We start from the raw sequence: 15,927 nt of genomic DNA, 5'->3' as shown, positions 1-15,927 counted from the left end.
GCCGCGGTGTTCTCCGGACGGTTGCTCCCGACGCTCTACCTGGTGAGTATCGTTGCGGCCGTGGCCGTCCTGGCTCCGCTGCTCCCCGGACTGATCGGCGTCGGACCCGGCTACCTGTTGTATCGGGACGCGGTGTCGACGCCGAGTACCCACGTCACCGACACCACGCTGGGCATCGGTGACCTGCCGCCGCGTGCGGTGCCGCAGGACTGGTTCGTCGCGATGACATCGACGGTGGTCGACGGTGGCGTGGTGGTCACCGCGATCCTGCTGGCCGCGGTGCTTTTCGCCGGGGTCGGTTTCGGCCGGCTGGCGTTCCGGCTCGTCCCCGGCGCCGGACGTGCCGGCGCGGTCGCCGCAGCTCTCGTGGCGATCTGGAATCCCTATGTCGCCGAACGTCTCCTGCAGGGGCACTGGAGTCTACTGGTCGGATACGCCGCGCTGGGCTGGATTCTCGTTGCGGCGGCGGAGCTTCGGGACCAGCGCGACGCGGCGCGGTTCCTCCGTCTCGGCGGACTGTTGGCGGCCGCCGGACTGACGCCGACGGGTTCGGTACTCGCCGGGGTCGTGCTGGTCGTGGGGCTCAGCTGCCGTCCGGTCGGACTGCGCCCAGCGTTCGTGGCCGCCGGCCTGTGGGTTCTGAGCGCGCTGCCGTGGGTCGTGACGGCCGTGATCAGCGACGCCACCACGACGTCCGCCGCCGCCGGCGTCGATGCGTTCGGCCTCCGGTCGGAGCCGGGCCTGGGGCCGGTGGGAACGGTTCTGTCCCTGGGCGGCATCTGGAACGCCGATGCGGTTCCCACCAGCCGCACCATCTGGTGGGCGGCGATCGCGACGCTGTGCCTGCTGCTCGTGATCGCGGCGGGTGTCGTCTACCTCTTCCGTCGTCGGACGACCCTCGATCCGCTTGTCCGTGGGATCGGCGCGTTGGCCCTCGTCGTCGTGATCCTGTTGACCCTCAGCACTTTCGGTCCGGGAGAGTGGTTGCTGGAGGTCGGGGTCGAACACGTCCCCGGCGCCGGCCTGCTCCGCGACACCCAGAAGTTCTCGGCGCTGCTCGTCCCCGGGGTCGCACTGGCCGTGGCCGGCGCGGTCGCGGCGGCCTGTAGGCGGGTGCCGGCGGGCTTCGCGTTCGTCGGGGTCGTGTTGCTCGTCGTGGCGCCGCTGCCCGATCTCGCCTGGGGTGCGGGCGGTTCGGTGCGGCCGGTGGCCTACCCCGACGACTGGGCGGCGGTGGCGGAGATCGTGCCCGGCGATCAGGGATCGGTCGCCCTGTGGCCTGCGGACACCGTGCGGCACTACCGTTTCGCGGACGGCGTCTCACTCGATCCCGCGGCGCGGATGCTGCGGGCCCCGGTGATCGAGTCGGGTGCACTGACCGTCGACGGCGAGGTCGTCGATCCGCCGAGCGAGCACGCTGCGGCCGTGGCGTCGGCGCTCGAGGCCGGCGGCGCCCCCGATGAACTCGCGGCGCTCGGCGTGGGTTGGGTTCTCGTCGAGAACGATTCCCCACCCGCCCGGCTCGCGGCGGATGCGCGCCTCGTCCACGACGGGGACGATCTGCGGCTGTACCGGGTCGACGATCCGGCCGATCATGGTTCGGGGGCCGTTGATCGGGCTCTGGCGATCGCCGCGCACCTCCTGTGGGCAACGATGCTGCTCGCCGGCGTCGCGGGGGCGGTCGTCGTCAGCGCGCGAGAACGGCGTCGAACGTCTCGATGAACCCGTCGCAGGTGGCGGCCCAGGAGTAGCGGCCCGCGCGGACCCGCGCGTTGTCCCCGAGTCGCTGGGCCTCGTCCGGGTTGTCGATGAGTTTCCTTGTGGCGCTGACTAATTCATCGACCCCGTCGACGAGGAGACCGGTGTTGCCGTCGTCGATGGAGTCGGTGAGACCGACCGAGCTGCGGTAGCCGATGGTCGGGACCCCGTGCTGCGCGGCTTCGACGACTGCCAGACCCCACCCCTCTTTGCGGGAGGGCATGAGGTGGACCTGGGCCCGCGAGAGCAGCTCGTGCTTGCGCTCCTCGCTGACATGGCCGTGGAAGGTGACCGCGTCGTCGACCTCGAGTTCGGTTGCCGCCGAGCGCAGTTCGTCGGACCACCAACCGCCGCCGATGACGTCGAGTTCGACGTCGATGCCGGAACGCCGCAATTGCGCCAGGACCGTCAGCGCGTCCTCCACCTGCTTGTGCGGCACCAGGCGCGACAGGACGCACAAACGCACCGCCTCGGTACCGGTGCCGGAGGACTGCGCGGCGAGAACCGCCTCCGCGGGTACGGGGTCGATGCCGTTGCGCACGACGGAGATCCGATCCGCATCGACGCCGAGCGCCACGAGTTCGGTCTTCGACGGCGTGGACACCGTGACGTAGCGGTTCCGGCGATGAATCCTCGGCGAGAGCCGCGACTCGATGAACCAGCCGACGTGCCCGAGCAACCGACCGGCGACCGGCCACTGCTCGCGGTGACAGTGATGGACCAGCACCACGGTCGGCGCCGAGGCGACGGCGGTCGCGAAGAACGGCACCCCGTTCTGGGTGTCGACGACGACCTCCGGACGGCAGTCCCGGAGCGGCCCGAGGCCGAGACGACCGGCCAGGATCGTCGTCAGCATGCGCGGATACACGGTGATCCGCCCGCCGGCGCGCACAAACCGCATGCCGTCGCGGTACTCCTCCCCGGCGGCGCCCGGATATGCGGAGGTCAGAAAGGTCACGCGTGCGCCGCGTCGGGCCAGTTCTGCGCCGACGCGTTCCAGATAGGTCTCACTGCCACCACCCTGAGGGTGGCGGGTATCCCGCCAGCACAGCAGCAGGACGTCGGAAGGTACGCGCATCGCACGACAGCCTACCGCCGAGTAGCTGATGATCTGCCGAGACTCCGGTCGATTAGAGTTTCCCGACGATGACGACCACGACTTCCGGCCGCGACCGTATGGCCCGGCTGGCCACCCTGCGGCGCGCGGCCGGGCTGCTGAACGACTTCCGGTACGAGCAGTCCGATCCCGCCCGCTTCTACGGCGCACTGGCGACCGACACCGCAGAGATGGTTGAGGCGTTCGTCCCCGACCTCGACGGCGGCGTGATCCTCGACGTCGGCGGCGGTCCCGGCTACTTCGCCGACGCCTTCCGCGCACGGGGTGCGCACTACATGTCGGTCGAACCGGACCCGACGGAGATGCATGCCGGTGGTCTCGAACACCGCGGGTCGGTCCGCGGGTCGGGCCAGAACCTGCCCTTCGCCGACGACTGCATCGACGTGACGTTGTCGTCGAACGTCGTCGAACACACGTCGACGCCGTGGGAGATGGCCGACGACATGCTGCGCGTGACCCGCCCGGGCGGCGTCGTCATCATCAGCTACACGCTCTGGTGGGGTCCGTTCGGCGGCCACGAGATGGGCCTCACCCATTACCTCGGCGGTCACCGCGCGGCGCGTCTCTACACGCGTCGTCACGGCCATCCGCCCAAGAACCTCTTCGGGACGTCGCTGTTCGCCGTCCACGCGACCGACGGCCTGCGCTGGGCGGAATCGGTGACCGATCGGGCCGAACTCCTGGCCGCCTTCCCCCGCTACATCCCGCGCTGGATGTGGTGGGTCATGCGCGTCCCCGGCCTCCGCGAGGTGCTGGGCACCAACCTCGTGCTGGTGCTACGCAAGCGGTAGGCCCTGGTTTCGATACGGCTCGTCGCAAGCTCCCTCGCCTACTCAACCAGCAGAAATGTCCTTGCCGGCCGAGTAGCGCCGCCCGAGCGGAGCGAGGACGCCGCGTATCGAGGTCCTACTCCGTCGACAGATCGGCACGGCAGTTCAGCGTGCCGCCGTTGCTGGTCGCGGTGGCCAGCTGTTCCCCGTCGACGAGGATGCTGCAGGTGACCGGGCCGCGCACGACGATGGCCGACAGGGTCGCCTTGTTGCCCTTCACGGTCACCCGCTGCGACCAGGGCGAACCGGTCGCCGCGATGACGGTCGGCGGACCGCCGCCCTTGCTGAAGCTGAGCGCGACGACGTCACCGTTGCCGGTGAGCTGGTAGACCACCGTCGCCGGCCCCGGCTTCTTGGTCGGACTCGACGTCGTCTCCTCGGTCGTGGTCGTGGTGGTCGGGGACGAACTGGTCGTCGTCTCCTGGCTGGTGGTCGTCGTCGACGACGAGGCCGCTGCCGCGGAGGAGCCGTCGTCTCCGCCGGACCTCGTGACCAGCGCGACGACCAGCCCGAGGATCACGAGGGCGGCCAGCGCCACCAGCGCGAGACCGATGGTGCGCCCCTTCGACGATCCGCCGCGCGGCGGCTCACCACCCTGGGGTGCGTCGTACGGCGATGCCCCATACGGCGAGCCACCGGTGTATTGGGGGTCGGCGTACTGGGGCTGACCGTACTGGGGCTCGCCGTACTGGGACTCTCCGTATTGGGGTCCGGGGTGGGGGTCGGTGTACGGGCCGGGGTACGGCTCACCGGCGTACGGCTGGGTGTAGGCCTGCGACGGCGGCGCCGAGGGGTCGAAGTCGGGATCGAACTGTCGGGTCTCCGGCGGATCGTTCCGCGGGTCGTTCGGATCGCCCTGGGGTGGTCGCGTCATGCGGACGATTCTGTCATTCGGTTCCTGATATCGGTCTGTGAGCACGCGGCCCGGGCAGAACCCGGGCCGCGCGAGCACAGATCACGAGCGGGGGTCAGAGATCGGCGATCGCCTCGAGGGGCCCGGTACGGGCGGCACGGACCGCCGGCCACAACGCGGCCAGCACACCGACCACCGCCGACGCGACCAAGGTGATCACGATGAGCGACCACGGGATCACCGGCGCACCGAGTCCCCACGCCGCGAGCGTGCGCACGAGGGCCACACCGATCAGCGTTCCGAGGATGACGCCGACCACAGCACCGAAGATCGAGATCAGCACCGATTCCAGGTAGATCGAACGACGCACTTGGCCTCGGACCATACCGATCGCACGCAGCATCCCGATCTCGCGCTTCCGCTCTACCACCGACAACGCCAGGGTGTTGATGATGCCGAGCACCGCGATCAACAGAGCCAGGCCGAGCATCGCGTAGAGCGTGCCGAGCATCTGGTCGATCTGCGCGGAGATCTGGCCCTTGAACTGGTCGCGGTCCTTGACCTGGACGGTCAGGAACCCCGCGGTCGCGTCCTCGAGCCCGGTCCGCAGGGTCTCCAGGTCGGCGCCGGCCTCGGCCTTCACGAAGACCGTGATGTCGAAACGGGCCGGCGGCGGAACCAGTCGGTCATAGACCGCCGGGCCGACGACCCACGGCTGGAGGGCCTCGTTGTCGGCGTAGATGCCGGCGATCGGGACCTGGACCTGCTCACCGGTGGGGCTGGTGAAGTTCAGGACCTGCCCGCGCTCCCACCCCTTCGTCATGGCGGTGCGGTGACTGATCAGCATCCCGTCGGCCGGCAGCGTCGACGACGCGCCGTCCTCCATGTCCATGACCGTGACGTCGCTCAGCGGTCCGCCGAGCGCAGAGAAACCCTGCACCGGTTGGTCGTCGACCTTCGCCTGCACGACGCCGAACGAGACCACCTCGCCGACGCCCGGCACCTTCTCCACCGAGGGGCCCACCGTGGGCGGCAACGGTCCCTGGTTGGTGCCCGCCAGGATGTAGTCGGCGGTGATCCCGGAATCGACGGCGTCGTCGACCGTGCCCTTGAACGACTGGCCGAGCGTGCCGATGATCGCCACCAGCATGAGTCCGAGCGTCAGCGCGAAGGCCGTCGCCGCCGAACGACGGGGATTGCGAACAGCATTCGTGCGTGCGAGCCGTCCGATCGTGCCGAACGGCGCACCGATCGCGCGGCCGAGCACGCCCACGAACGGACGTGAGACAGCCGGCCCGACCAGCACCGCGGCCAGCACCGCGCCGCCCGCGCCCGCTCCGACCGTCAGTGCCGGTCCGGTGCCCTCACCCATCGCGCCGACCACGATCGCCACGATCGAGGCCACGCCGATGACCGCACCGATGATGGTGCGGTTGCGCAACGACGCCGACCCCTCGGCCGCCGACGCGCGCATCGCCTCGACCGGCGGCACCCGTGCAGCACGGGCGGCGGGTACCCAGGCGCTGATCATCGTCACGACGACGCCGACCAGGATGCCCGCGAGCACCGCACCCACCCCGACGGCCAGCTCGCCCTCGGGAAGACCCGACGTCGCACTGATGACGGCCTTGAGCACAGCAGCGAGGCCGATGCCGATCCCCAGACCCAACGCACCGCCCAGCACGCCGACGACCAGCGCCTCGAACAGGACCGACCGCGACACCTGGCGCTGACTCGCCCCGACCGCCCGCAGCAGCGCGAACTCGCGATTACGCTGCGCGACGATCATCGAGAAGGTGTTGTAGATGATGAACGTGCCGACGACCAGGCCGATCGCGGCAAAGGCCAGCAGGATGTACTGGAAGATCTGCAGGAACTCGTTGACCTGTTCCTTCTGGTCCTCCCGCACCTGATCGCCGGTCCGCACCTTGTACAGATCGGCATCGGCGCCGAGGAAGGTACGCACCCGCTCCTGCAACTGCTCCGGGGACACCCCGGCGACGGCCGACATGTCGACGAGCCCGACGTGCTGACCGTCGGTGAACAGACGCGCCGCGGTGGCCGCGTCGAACTGTGCGTTGACGTAGCCGCCGGTCGAGGAGGGCAGGTTGATCAATCCGACAACGGTGACCTCGAGCGGTTCGGAACTGCCCTGGCCGACGACGACCTTGGTCTTCGAGCCGACCTTCAGGCCGGCCTCGTCGGCGGCCGAGGTGTTCAGCGCGATCTCACCCGCGTTGGCCGGTCCGCGACCGCCCGGCTGGATCCGGGACTCGTCGGGATCGAGCGCCTCGTTCTCCGGGATGTAGGTGGTGCCGACGCTCGGCGCTCCACCGGTCTGGATGGCCTTGCCGTCCGCGTCGGCGACGGTGATCAACCCGTTGTTGTTGACGACGAGCTTGTCGATGCCGAGTTCGCCACGCTGATCGCGCAACTGGTCGACGACCGACAGGGGAACCCCGGGCGACTGCCGGTCAGCCGGTGTCACCTCGACGGCCACGCCCTGCGCGGCACTGTCGAAGATGTCGGTGAAGGCCTTCGAAATGGTGCTGGTGAACACGATCGAACCGACGACGAAGGACGTGCCGAGGACGATCGAGAAGAGGGTCAGGAACAGACGTAGCTTGTGCGCCCGCAGGTTTCGAAGGGAAACCCGGCGCATCACCGATGATGACGCCACGGCTCAGAGCGCTTTGGAGGTCTCGGCCGGAGCCGACTCGGCGGGGGCGTCGGTGTGATGGACCCCGTCGAGGTTCTTCATCACCTCGAAGACGTCGTCGGCGCTCGGACGGGCGAGTTCCTGCACGATCTGGCCGTCAGCGAGGAACACCACACGGTCGGCGTACGACGCCGCGCGCGGATCGTGGGTCACGATGACGACGGTCTGGCCGAACTCGTCGGTGGCGGCACGCAGGATCGAGAGGACCTCACCGGAGGAACGCGAGTCCAGGTTCCCGGTGGGCTCGTCGCCGAAGATGATGGCCGGCTTGCCGATCAGTGCGCGGGCACACGCCACACGCTGCTGCTGACCGCCGGAGAGCTCGCTGGGCAGGTGCCCGAGGCGATCGGTGATGCCGAGCCGTTCGGTGACGGCGTCGAACCACTCGGTGTCGACGGTGCGGCCGGCGATGTCGACCGGGAGGGTGATGTTCTCCTTCGCGGTGAGCGTCGGCACCAGGTTGAACGCCTGGAAGACGAACCCGATGCGGTCGCGGCGGAGCATCGTCATCGCCTTGTCGGACAACGCGGTGAGATCGGTGTCGCCGATATGGACACGACCGTCGCTCGCGACATCCAGGCCCGCGAGGCAGTGCATCAGCGTCGACTTACCCGACCCCGACGGACCCATGATGGCGGTGAACTCGCCCTCGCGGAACTGGATCGAAACGCCCTTCAGGGCCTCGACGGCGGTGTCACCCGTGCCGTACCGCTTGGACAGGTTCTCCGCACCCGCAGCCACTCCGTGTTTCGGCGCTCCGGCATCGCGGGCGGCCGCATCAGTCGTCGTCATGCCCTCAACGGTGCCAAATCCGACGCCGAATCGCTATCAGGTAACTCCCTGACACCACCCTGAGGCGGGAATTGTCACATCTTCCCATCCGCTGGGCGAGCAGCCCCGAGCCGCTAAGGGCTACTTCGGCAGCTGGACCTCGAACGAGTGGACGCGGGTGGGCGCCCCGGCGTTCTGGGAGACGACGAGCAGGGTCCGGCTGCGCGCCTTCGCGAACGGGGTGTCGGGATGCCAGTTACCCCAGGCGAGGCCCGACATGTCGCCGGTGACGAGGCGCGGCGTGCCGGTCGTGGAGAAGATCCGACGCTTCGGCATCGCCTTCTCCTTGCCGGACAGCTTCTTTGTGCCGGCCACCGACGTCGCGCCGCGGGTGGTGGTCCAGAAGATGTTGGTCAGCTTGCCCGCACCGCGCTCGAGGACGAGGAAGTCGGTGGAGTTGATGGCCAGCACGTCGGCCGCGACCTTGTTGGCGTCGGTGCGGTAGACGAACTCGCGGTTGGGTTTGCCGAAGGTGAGCAGACGCGCCGAGGTGCGGCCGTCCTGCTTGAGTCCGCCCGCGGTGAGCACCGAGACCTGGCCCTGCGGACCGACCGCGAGGCCGGTGAGGCCGCGCTGCCCGGCGACGCCCGACTTGGACGAGGGACGCCATGCCGCCGGCAGCGGGAGGTCGCGGGTGAACTGGCCCAGCGGGCCGATCTGGCGGACGAACTGGTTGTTGCCGCCGCTGACGACGGTGTAGCCGCCGTTGGTCTTGCGGATGCCCTCGAACTGCGCGCCGCCCGGCAGCAGCGGCACGAACCACGGCCCTAGGACCGTGCCGCCGCCGTTGAGTGACGGCCGCCCGACGAATGATGCGGTCTCCGAGGAGTATCCGATCCGGGCGGTGAAGAACCGTGCGGGGAGCACGTCCTCGGCGATCAGCGCGTACTGACCGTTACCGGTCCGGTCCAGGCCGGTGATCCGGTTGAACGTCGGGACGAAGTCGCCGAGCGTCGTCGTGTCCGTGTAATACGCGCTGACGCCGGCACCGGAAGCCGGTGCGGCCGTGGCTGGTTGAACTGCGAGCGGAGAGGACAACCCGAGTACACAGGCACCGGCGATCGTGGCCCCCCACAAACGTAGCTTCATGAGGGGCACGATACCTCAACCGTCACATCAGCCTCAGGCCGAACTACCGGACCGACCGATCAGGCCAGACGCTGCTTGAGGCCTTCGAGCTCGTCGCGCAGGGAGGTCGGCAGCTTCGGGCCGATGAACTCGAAGAGCTCCTCGATCGACGGGATCTCCTCGCGCCACTCGTCGGCCTTGAACGCCAGCGCCTCGGCGACATCCTCGGCGGGCACGTCGAGACCGGACACGTCGATGTCCTCCGGCTTGGCGACGATGCCGATCGGCGTCTCGACGCCCTCGGCCTCGCCCTCGATGCGGCCGATGATCCACTTCAGTACGCGGCTGTTCTCGCCGAATCCGGGCCACAGGAAGCGCTTGTCGTCGCCGCGACGGAACCAGTTGACGTAGAACACCTTCGGCAGCTTGGACTCGTCGGCGTTCTTGCCGATGTTCACCCAGTGCTGCAGGTAGTCACCGACGTGGTAGCCCATGAACGGCAGCATCGCCATCGGGTCGCGACGCACGGTGCCGACCTTGCCCTCGGCCGCGGCGGTCTGCTCCGAGCCGACGGTGGCACCCATGAAGACGCCGGTCTGCCAGTCGCGGGCCTCGGTCACCAGCGGGACGGTGGTCTTGCGACGGCCGCCGAACAGGATGGCCGAGATCGGCACACCCTTCGGGTCATCCCACTCGTCGGCGAGCGACGGGCACTGCGCGATCGGGGTGCAGTAACGCGAGTTCGGGTGCGCCGCATTGCTTCCGGACTCGGGAGTCCAGTCGTTGCCGAGCCAGTCGGTGAGGTGAGCGGGAGCCTCGCCGTCGATACCCTCCCACCAGATGTCACCGTCGTCGGTGCGAGCGACGTTGGTGTACAAGGTGTTTCCGGCCTCGATGGTCTTCATCGCGTTCGGGTTCGAGTCGTAGCTGGTGCCGGGTGCGACACCGAAGAAACCGAACTCCGGATTGATCGCGTACAGGCGGCCGTCCTCGCCGAAGCGCATCCACGCGATGTCGTCGCCGACGGTCTCGGCCTTCCAGCCCGGGATGGTGGGCTGCAGCATCGCGAGATTCGTCTTGCCACAAGCACTCGGGAACGCCGCGGCGACGTAGTAGACCTTGTTCGCCGGGCTGGTGAGCTTCAGGATGAGCATGTGCTCGGCCATCCAGCCCTCGTCGCGGGCGATGACCGAGGCGATGCGCAGGGCGTAGCACTTCTTGCCGAGCAGGGCGTTGCCGCCGTAACCCGAACCGAAGGACCAGATCTCGCGGGTCTCGGGGAAGTGGGTGATGTACTTCTCGGTGTTGCACGGCCACGGCACGTCGGCCTGGCCCGGCTCCAGCGGCGCACCCACCGAGTGCAGTGCCTTCACGAAGAAGCCGTCGTCGCCGAGGATCTCGAGGACGCGCGGGCCGACGCGGGTCATGATCTTCATGGACAAGACGACGTACTCGGAGTCGGTGATCTCGACACCCAGCTTGGGGTCGTCGGAGTCGAGCGGGCCCATGCAGAACGGGATGACGAACATCGTGCGGCCACGCATCGAGCCGCGGTACAGCTCGGTCATGGTGGCGCGCATCTCGGCGGGCTCGACCCAGTTGTTGGTGGGGCCGGCGTCTTCTTCCTTCTCCGAGCAGATGTAGGTCCGCGACTCGACGCGGGCGACATCGGCGGGGTCGGAGCTGGCGAGGAAGGAGTTCGGCTTCTTCTCCTCGTTGAGCTTCACGAGGGTGCCGGCCTTCACCAGATCGTCGGTGAGGCGTTCCCACTCCTCGTCGCTGCCGTCGGACCACACGACCCGATCGGGCTGCGTCAGTTCCGCGACCTCGGCAACCCAGGCCAACAGACCCTGGTGGTTGGTCGGCGCGCTGCTCGGGTCCAGTCCGGGGATGGTGGCTGCGGTCATCGTTGGGGCCTCCTGGCGAGCGTGTGACCTGCTGGAATGGTCACCGGTCAGTCGTCTAGGTGTCCAGGATACGTGCACCGAGCGGACGCTAGGTGTGGGGGTCGGCGACTGCGGCTTATCCCACACCCAGGTGATATGGGACCAAAGTCCCTGGAAGACGGGCGTCGGCCGATCCTATGCCTGCTCAGCCGATACGCCCCGAGCCGCCGGGGATCCATTCACCGGTCTCCGGGTCGAGTACGGCCGAGCTGAAGCCGCCGTCGGCGCCGATCTCGGTGATCTTGTCGACCTGGCCGTCCCGGTCGCTGTCGGTGTACACGGTGAACCCGTCCGGACCGTTCCGGGTGAGCGAGTCGTTCACCCCGTCGTTGTCGGTGTCGACCTCGGCCGGGCCGAGATCCCAGATGCGGCCGTCCTCGTGCATCCACAGGTGGTCGTCCAGGTCGTCGTCGGCCGATTCCGCGTGGACTGCGGCGACCGAATCGACGTGCGGGTCGTATCCGGGTCCGGCGCCGGACAGATCCGCGGTCCCGAACGGTCCGCCCGACAGAGCCCCTGCGTCGGGCCGGCCGGCGCCGAACGGATCGTCCCCCGCGTGGTCACCGTCGAAGATCGAATCCATCTCGTTCACCTTGTCCCGTCCTCGCCGGTGCCGGCCTGTTCGTTCGTGCTCGCGTCGTTCTCGTCGTCGCCATCCGCCCACAACTGCTCGGAGCGGGCGAGGAGCGAGCGGTACACGGTTTCCGCGCGGTCCCGGCGAAGACGCTCGTCCTGGTTCGCCGCGCCCGCGCGCAGCCGCCGGATCTCGGCGTCGATCTGCGCGACCTGTTCGCTCGTCCGTCGAGCACGGCGTTCGTGGGCCCGGGCGATCTGCCCCGCGATCCGGGTCTCGGCCGCGGCGAACCGCAAGCCGAGCTGATGGTCGAGTGCGGAGCGCGCGACGCTCAGCCGCTCGGTGCTGCGGGTCGTGCGATCGGCGCGTTCCAGCGCACCCCGCCGGACCCGGATCACCCAGATCGCGACGCCGATCCCCAGCAGCAGGGTCAGCGGCATGCTGATCCACTGCAGGGTCTGCACCGACGCCATCGGTGCGACGACGAGGCGCCCGATGCCCAGGCCGGTCGAGGCGCCGATGACGACGAGCAGCGCATCCTCCGCACCTCCGCGCCGCCGCCGATCACCCGGGCCGTCGGCGGGAAGCGGGGTGTGCGCCCATCGCTCCGGCGGGGACGGCTCGGGGTCGAGTCCGACCAGCGCAGTGGCCGCTACCTCGTCGATGCGCTCGTCGGCGTCCCGGCGGATGCCGTCGGCGAGGTCGTCCCAGCGGTGACTCAGCCACGACCGGTGCTCGGCGCCGTTGTCCGGCGCATCGCCTGCCGCCAGTGCCGCGAGTCCACGGACACGCGACGCGAGTTCGGCCGAGGACTGCGCCCGGGCCCGGGTCAGGCCGGCACGCACGGCTGCGAGCCGATCCGCCCGGCCGCGGTCCCGCGACGAAAGCAGCCGACGCCGCGCATTCATCAACTCGTCCTGAGACCCGGAAGCCTCGGCACCGGTATCGGTGTCGATCAGCAGATGTTCGACGGCCCCGGCGCCGGCGGCGAGACGGGCACGTTCGACGCGCACCGGGGCGGGGGCCTCGAGCGCCTCCCGTATCCAGTCGACCAACGCGTCGACCCCGGACTCCTCGACGGCACCGCCGAGCGCTGCGGCCGCCGACACCCCGAACAACGGCTTCGTCCCGAACGGATCGAGGGTCTTGCGATGGTCACGAACGACCCGGGGCCATTCCCAGAAGGCATCGATCTTGCTGCACACCAGCGCGACGGTCCCGACCGTCGCACGCACCCGCTCGACGAGCTGCAGTTCCTCGTCACCGACCGACGACGAGGGGTCGACGACGACCAGCGCGACGCCGGGACGGGTTCGGGCGTCGACGTCCCGGATGTAGGTGTCGAGATCGGGGGCCAGTTCCCGCACCGCGTAGACGAGGGTGCGCACGCCGACACCCTCGGTCCCGACGACCAGGACTCCGGAACCGGTGTCGACGGTCGCGGCGTCGAACCCGCTCAGTTCTCGCGCCGCGTCGAGTACCGGCGCGCTCATCCGGCACCTCCGGCCGCGAGCAGACGTTCGGCGTTCTCCCGGTCGCAGCCTCTGGCCGCCGCACGTTCCAGCTCGGCGCGGACCTCGACCTCGCGCCAGAAGCGGACCCGGCCCACGCGGTCGCCGAACGCCGAGCTGAGCTGCGGAACCCCGCTGCGGGCGTGGAGGGCGCGGTTGAGCGCGTCAGCGTCGGCCGCCTCGTCGGAGTCCTCCGCGATCAGCCGCAGGGCAGTACTGATTCCACAGGCGTCGATCCGGCGTAGCAGACCCTGCCGCAGGAGTCGGTCCTCCGACCCCGGCGCCCCGACGAGGAACCGGCCGGCCATCGACGGCATCTCGGCCCGTTCGGCGGCCAGGCGGGTGAGGGCGGCGAACTCCGCGGCGTCGAGATCGGCACAGCCGAGGAGCTGGGAGACGACGTGGACCGGCAGGCCCAGGTGCGTCGAGGACCGCCGGGCCACATCGACCGCGGCCTCCCAGTCCGGGTGGGTGTCGGCCTTGCCGAGGACGACGACGACCCGGTCCGCGGGCAACGAGCTCAGCAGTTCGTGGTCGGCGCGACGCGGCGGCCCGGCCAGCACGAGAAGCCAGAGGTCGGCGTCGGCGGCAGCGCGTGGCTCCTCACCCGGGCCGGTCACTGTCAGTGCGAGCCGCTCACGCAGGGCGCGCGCCATCGTGTCGCGCCCGACGCCCGGCCGGCCGACCACCTGCACATGTAGGGGTCGCAGGAATCGGTGTCCGGCCGCGGCGAGGACCGGGACCAACGGCGACGACGGTTCGACGAGGTCGGAGAGTCCGCCCTGCTCAGCGGCCGCCGAAAGGAAATCCCCGGCCGGCCGCCACCCGGGTGGCGGGTTCGTCGGTGTACGCACGTTCGCCCCCACGTCTCGACAACCCTTCCCCACCCGACCCCCGCGTGTTCCGCGGCTGGCCCGAGACTAATCCGGATTCGCCCCGGTGGGCTTCCGGACCTCCACATCCAGCCTCCACATCCCACCGAGGGCCCGTCTTGTCCCCACGAATCCCCGACCTCTTGACGGACACGATCACCCGCGACTTCGCGGAAACGCCACGATGCGCAACGATGGACGGGTGAACAACAGCGCTGACAGGTCACGGCTGTACCCCCGCGTGACGAGCTTCCGATTCCGCCGGGGGACCTTGACGACCGGACAGCAACGCAACTGGGAAACCCTCTGGCCCGTCCTCGGCCGCGACCTCGAGATCGGCCCGGAACGCATTCCCGAGCCCCAGCTCGACCTGAACGCCATGTTCGGTCGGGACAACCCGAAGGTCCTCGAGATCGGCAGCGGCACCGGCATCTCGACCGCGGCGATGGCCGAGGCCGAACCCGACGTCGACGTGGTGGCGGTCGAGGTCTACAAGCCGGGCCTGGCCCAGCTGCTCGGTCTCATCGACCGGAACGGGCTGACCAACGTGCGCCTGATCCGCGGTGACGCGTCGATCGTCCTGCGGGAACTGATCCCGTCGTCGAGCCTCACCGGCGTCCGACTCTTCTTCCCGGACCCCTGGCCCAAGTCGCGTCACCACAAGCGCCGGTTCGTGCAGACGGGCACACTGGAGCTGATCGCCGACCGTCTGGTCCCCGGCGGCGTGCTCCACATCGCCACCGACCACGCGAACTACGCCGAGTGGATCGCCGAGAAGCTCGCCACCCAGGACGCCGACCGGCCCCACGTCGTGCAGCTCACCCGCGAGTCCCCGATCCTGCTGGAACGGCCGACGACGAAGTTCGAGGGTCGGGCGGAACGAGAAGGCCGGTTCGTCAGCGAGTTCGTGTACACGCGGCCCATCCCGCCGGCTTCCGCGTCCGGCGACACCCCTGACGGGAGCCCGGCATGACCGACCAGACCACCCCGGCCGGAACGACCACCGGATTCGCGGACACCATCTCGGGCCAGACCGGCACACGTCGGATGCTGCTGGTCTGGGACGCACCGAACATGGACATGGGCCTCGGCGCCCTGCTCGGCGGCCGTCCGACCGCCGCACACCGCCCCCGATTCGACGCGTTGGGCCGCTGGCTGCTGCAGCGCACGGCAGATGTGTCAGCTCTCACGGAGAACAGCGGCGTCGTCGAACCCGAGGCGACCGTTTTCACCAACATCGCCCCAGGTAGCGCCGATGTTGTGCGCCCCTGGGTGGATGCCCTGCGAAACGTCGGTTTTGCGGTTTTCGCCAAGCCGAAGCTGTCCGAGGACAGCGATGTGGACTCGGACATGCTCGACCACATCGAACTTCGCAGGCACACTGTTGGACTAGCCGGCGTGATCGTGGCGTCCGCCGATGGCCAGGCATTCCGCGAGCCGCTCCTCGAAGTGGCCGCCGACGGGGTGCCCGTCACCGTCATCGGATTCCGCGAACACGCCAGTTGGGCCCTCACCACCGACGAACTGGAGTTCATCGACCTCGAGGACATCCCGGGCGTGTTCCGGGAGCCCCTGCCCCGCATCGGGCTGGACTCGCTCCCGGACGAAGGCGCCTGGCTCACACCGTTCCGGCCGCTCAGCGCGCTACTGCGCTGACCGGAGCGCGGTGCCTCGTCGCAGAACGCCGAGGTGCTCTCTGAGGGCGTCACCGACCCCGATACCTCAGGGATCACTCAGGCAACACTGTCAAGATCTCACGGAGAACTGACAGAATCGCGACCGGCACCGTTCACCCCCGGGACGGCGCCCCGTCCGAGCGCACCGACGGCCCGACACCCCCGATCGCGG

The 15,927-nt window shown here is 69.4% G+C and carries 13 protein-coding genes; 4 read left to right on the top strand and 9 right to left on the bottom strand.

Annotation, left to right across the window (positions count from 1 at the left end; genetic code table 11):
* The first annotated feature begins 6 nt into the window (after nucleotides 1-6).
* Nucleotides 7-1,722: a hypothetical protein gene (locus tag LQD00_RS10480; RefSeq protein WP_232717070.1), complete on the top strand. Its 1,716-nt coding sequence runs from the start codon at nucleotides 7-9 to the stop codon at nucleotides 1,720-1,722.
* Here LQD00_RS10480 and LQD00_RS10475 read toward each other — a convergent pair.
* Nucleotides 1,688-2,836, bottom strand: coding sequence for a glycosyltransferase family 4 protein (locus tag LQD00_RS10475; RefSeq protein ID WP_232717069.1), 1,149 nt, complete (start codon nucleotides 2,834-2,836; stop codon nucleotides 1,688-1,690). The genes LQD00_RS10480 and LQD00_RS10475 overlap by 35 nt on opposite strands.
* A 68-nt stretch (nucleotides 2,837-2,904) precedes the next feature.
* On the opposite strand from LQD00_RS10475, the gene LQD00_RS10470 reads away from it, so the two are divergent.
* Nucleotides 2,905-3,666, top strand: a complete 762-nt coding sequence (locus LQD00_RS10470; protein ID WP_232717068.1) for a class I SAM-dependent methyltransferase — start codon at nucleotides 2,905-2,907, stop codon at nucleotides 3,664-3,666.
* 115 nt (nucleotides 3,667-3,781) lie between these two features.
* On the opposite strand, the gene LQD00_RS10465 is transcribed toward LQD00_RS10470, so the two are convergent.
* From LQD00_RS10465 to LQD00_RS10430, 8 genes are all read right to left on the bottom strand, one after another.
* Entirely contained in the window at nucleotides 3,782-4,579 is a 798-nt protein-coding gene (locus LQD00_RS10465) for a hypothetical protein (protein ID WP_232717067.1), read from the bottom strand.
* Between the two features lie 94 nt (nucleotides 4,580-4,673).
* The gene (locus LQD00_RS10460; protein ID WP_232717107.1) at nucleotides 4,674-7,220 is read right to left on the bottom strand and encodes an ABC transporter permease; all 2,547 of its coding nucleotides are present in this window, start codon (nucleotides 7,218-7,220) and stop codon (nucleotides 4,674-4,676) included.
* Nucleotides 7,221-7,241: 21 nt separating this feature from the next.
* Nucleotides 7,242-8,069 carry an ABC transporter ATP-binding protein gene (locus LQD00_RS10455; protein WP_232717066.1) on the bottom strand — a complete coding sequence of 276 codons (828 nt, stop codon included), beginning with the start codon at nucleotides 8,067-8,069 and terminating at the stop codon, nucleotides 7,242-7,244.
* Between the two features lie 120 nt (nucleotides 8,070-8,189).
* Nucleotides 8,190-9,197, bottom strand: coding sequence for an esterase-like activity of phytase family protein (locus tag LQD00_RS10450; RefSeq protein WP_232717065.1), 1,008 nt, complete (start codon nucleotides 9,195-9,197; stop codon nucleotides 8,190-8,192).
* A 59-nt stretch (nucleotides 9,198-9,256) separates the two neighbouring features.
* Nucleotides 9,257-11,083, bottom strand: coding sequence for a phosphoenolpyruvate carboxykinase (GTP) (locus LQD00_RS10445; protein ID WP_232717064.1), 1,827 nt, complete (start codon nucleotides 11,081-11,083; stop codon nucleotides 9,257-9,259).
* Nucleotides 11,084-11,267: 184 nt separating this feature from the next.
* On the bottom strand, nucleotides 11,268-11,714 hold the full coding sequence (locus tag LQD00_RS10440) for a DUF6802 family protein (RefSeq protein ID WP_232717063.1): 447 nt from the start codon (nucleotides 11,712-11,714) through the stop codon (nucleotides 11,268-11,270).
* The gene (locus tag LQD00_RS10435) at nucleotides 11,711-13,189 is read right to left on the bottom strand and encodes a GTPase Era family protein (RefSeq protein ID WP_232717062.1); all 1,479 of its coding nucleotides are present in this window, start codon (nucleotides 13,187-13,189) and stop codon (nucleotides 11,711-11,713) included. The genes LQD00_RS10440 and LQD00_RS10435 overlap by 4 nt, the downstream gene beginning before the upstream one ends.
* Entirely contained in the window at nucleotides 13,186-14,061 is an 876-nt protein-coding gene (locus LQD00_RS10430; RefSeq protein ID WP_232717061.1) for a hypothetical protein, read from the bottom strand. The genes LQD00_RS10435 and LQD00_RS10430 overlap by 4 nt, the downstream gene beginning before the upstream one ends.
* A gap of 202 nt (nucleotides 14,062-14,263) precedes the next feature.
* Between LQD00_RS10430 and trmB the strand changes: the two genes are divergently transcribed.
* Nucleotides 14,264-15,052, top strand: a complete 789-nt coding sequence (trmB, locus tag LQD00_RS10425) for a tRNA (guanosine(46)-N7)-methyltransferase TrmB (protein WP_006868799.1) — start codon at nucleotides 14,264-14,266, stop codon at nucleotides 15,050-15,052.
* Nucleotides 15,049-15,735, top strand: a complete 687-nt coding sequence (locus LQD00_RS10420) for an NYN domain-containing protein (protein WP_232717060.1) — start codon at nucleotides 15,049-15,051, stop codon at nucleotides 15,733-15,735. The genes trmB and LQD00_RS10420 overlap by 4 nt, the downstream gene beginning before the upstream one ends.
* Nucleotides 15,736-15,927: the final 192 nt, after the last annotated feature.

Origin of the sequence: Gordonia metallireducens, from assembly GCF_021245825.1 — a bacterium.
GTDB classification, from domain to species: Bacteria; Actinomycetota; Actinomycetes; order Mycobacteriales; family Mycobacteriaceae; genus Gordonia; species Gordonia namibiensis.
Note: the sequence above shows the minus strand (reverse complement) of the source record. Positions and strands in the feature narration are given on the sequence as shown.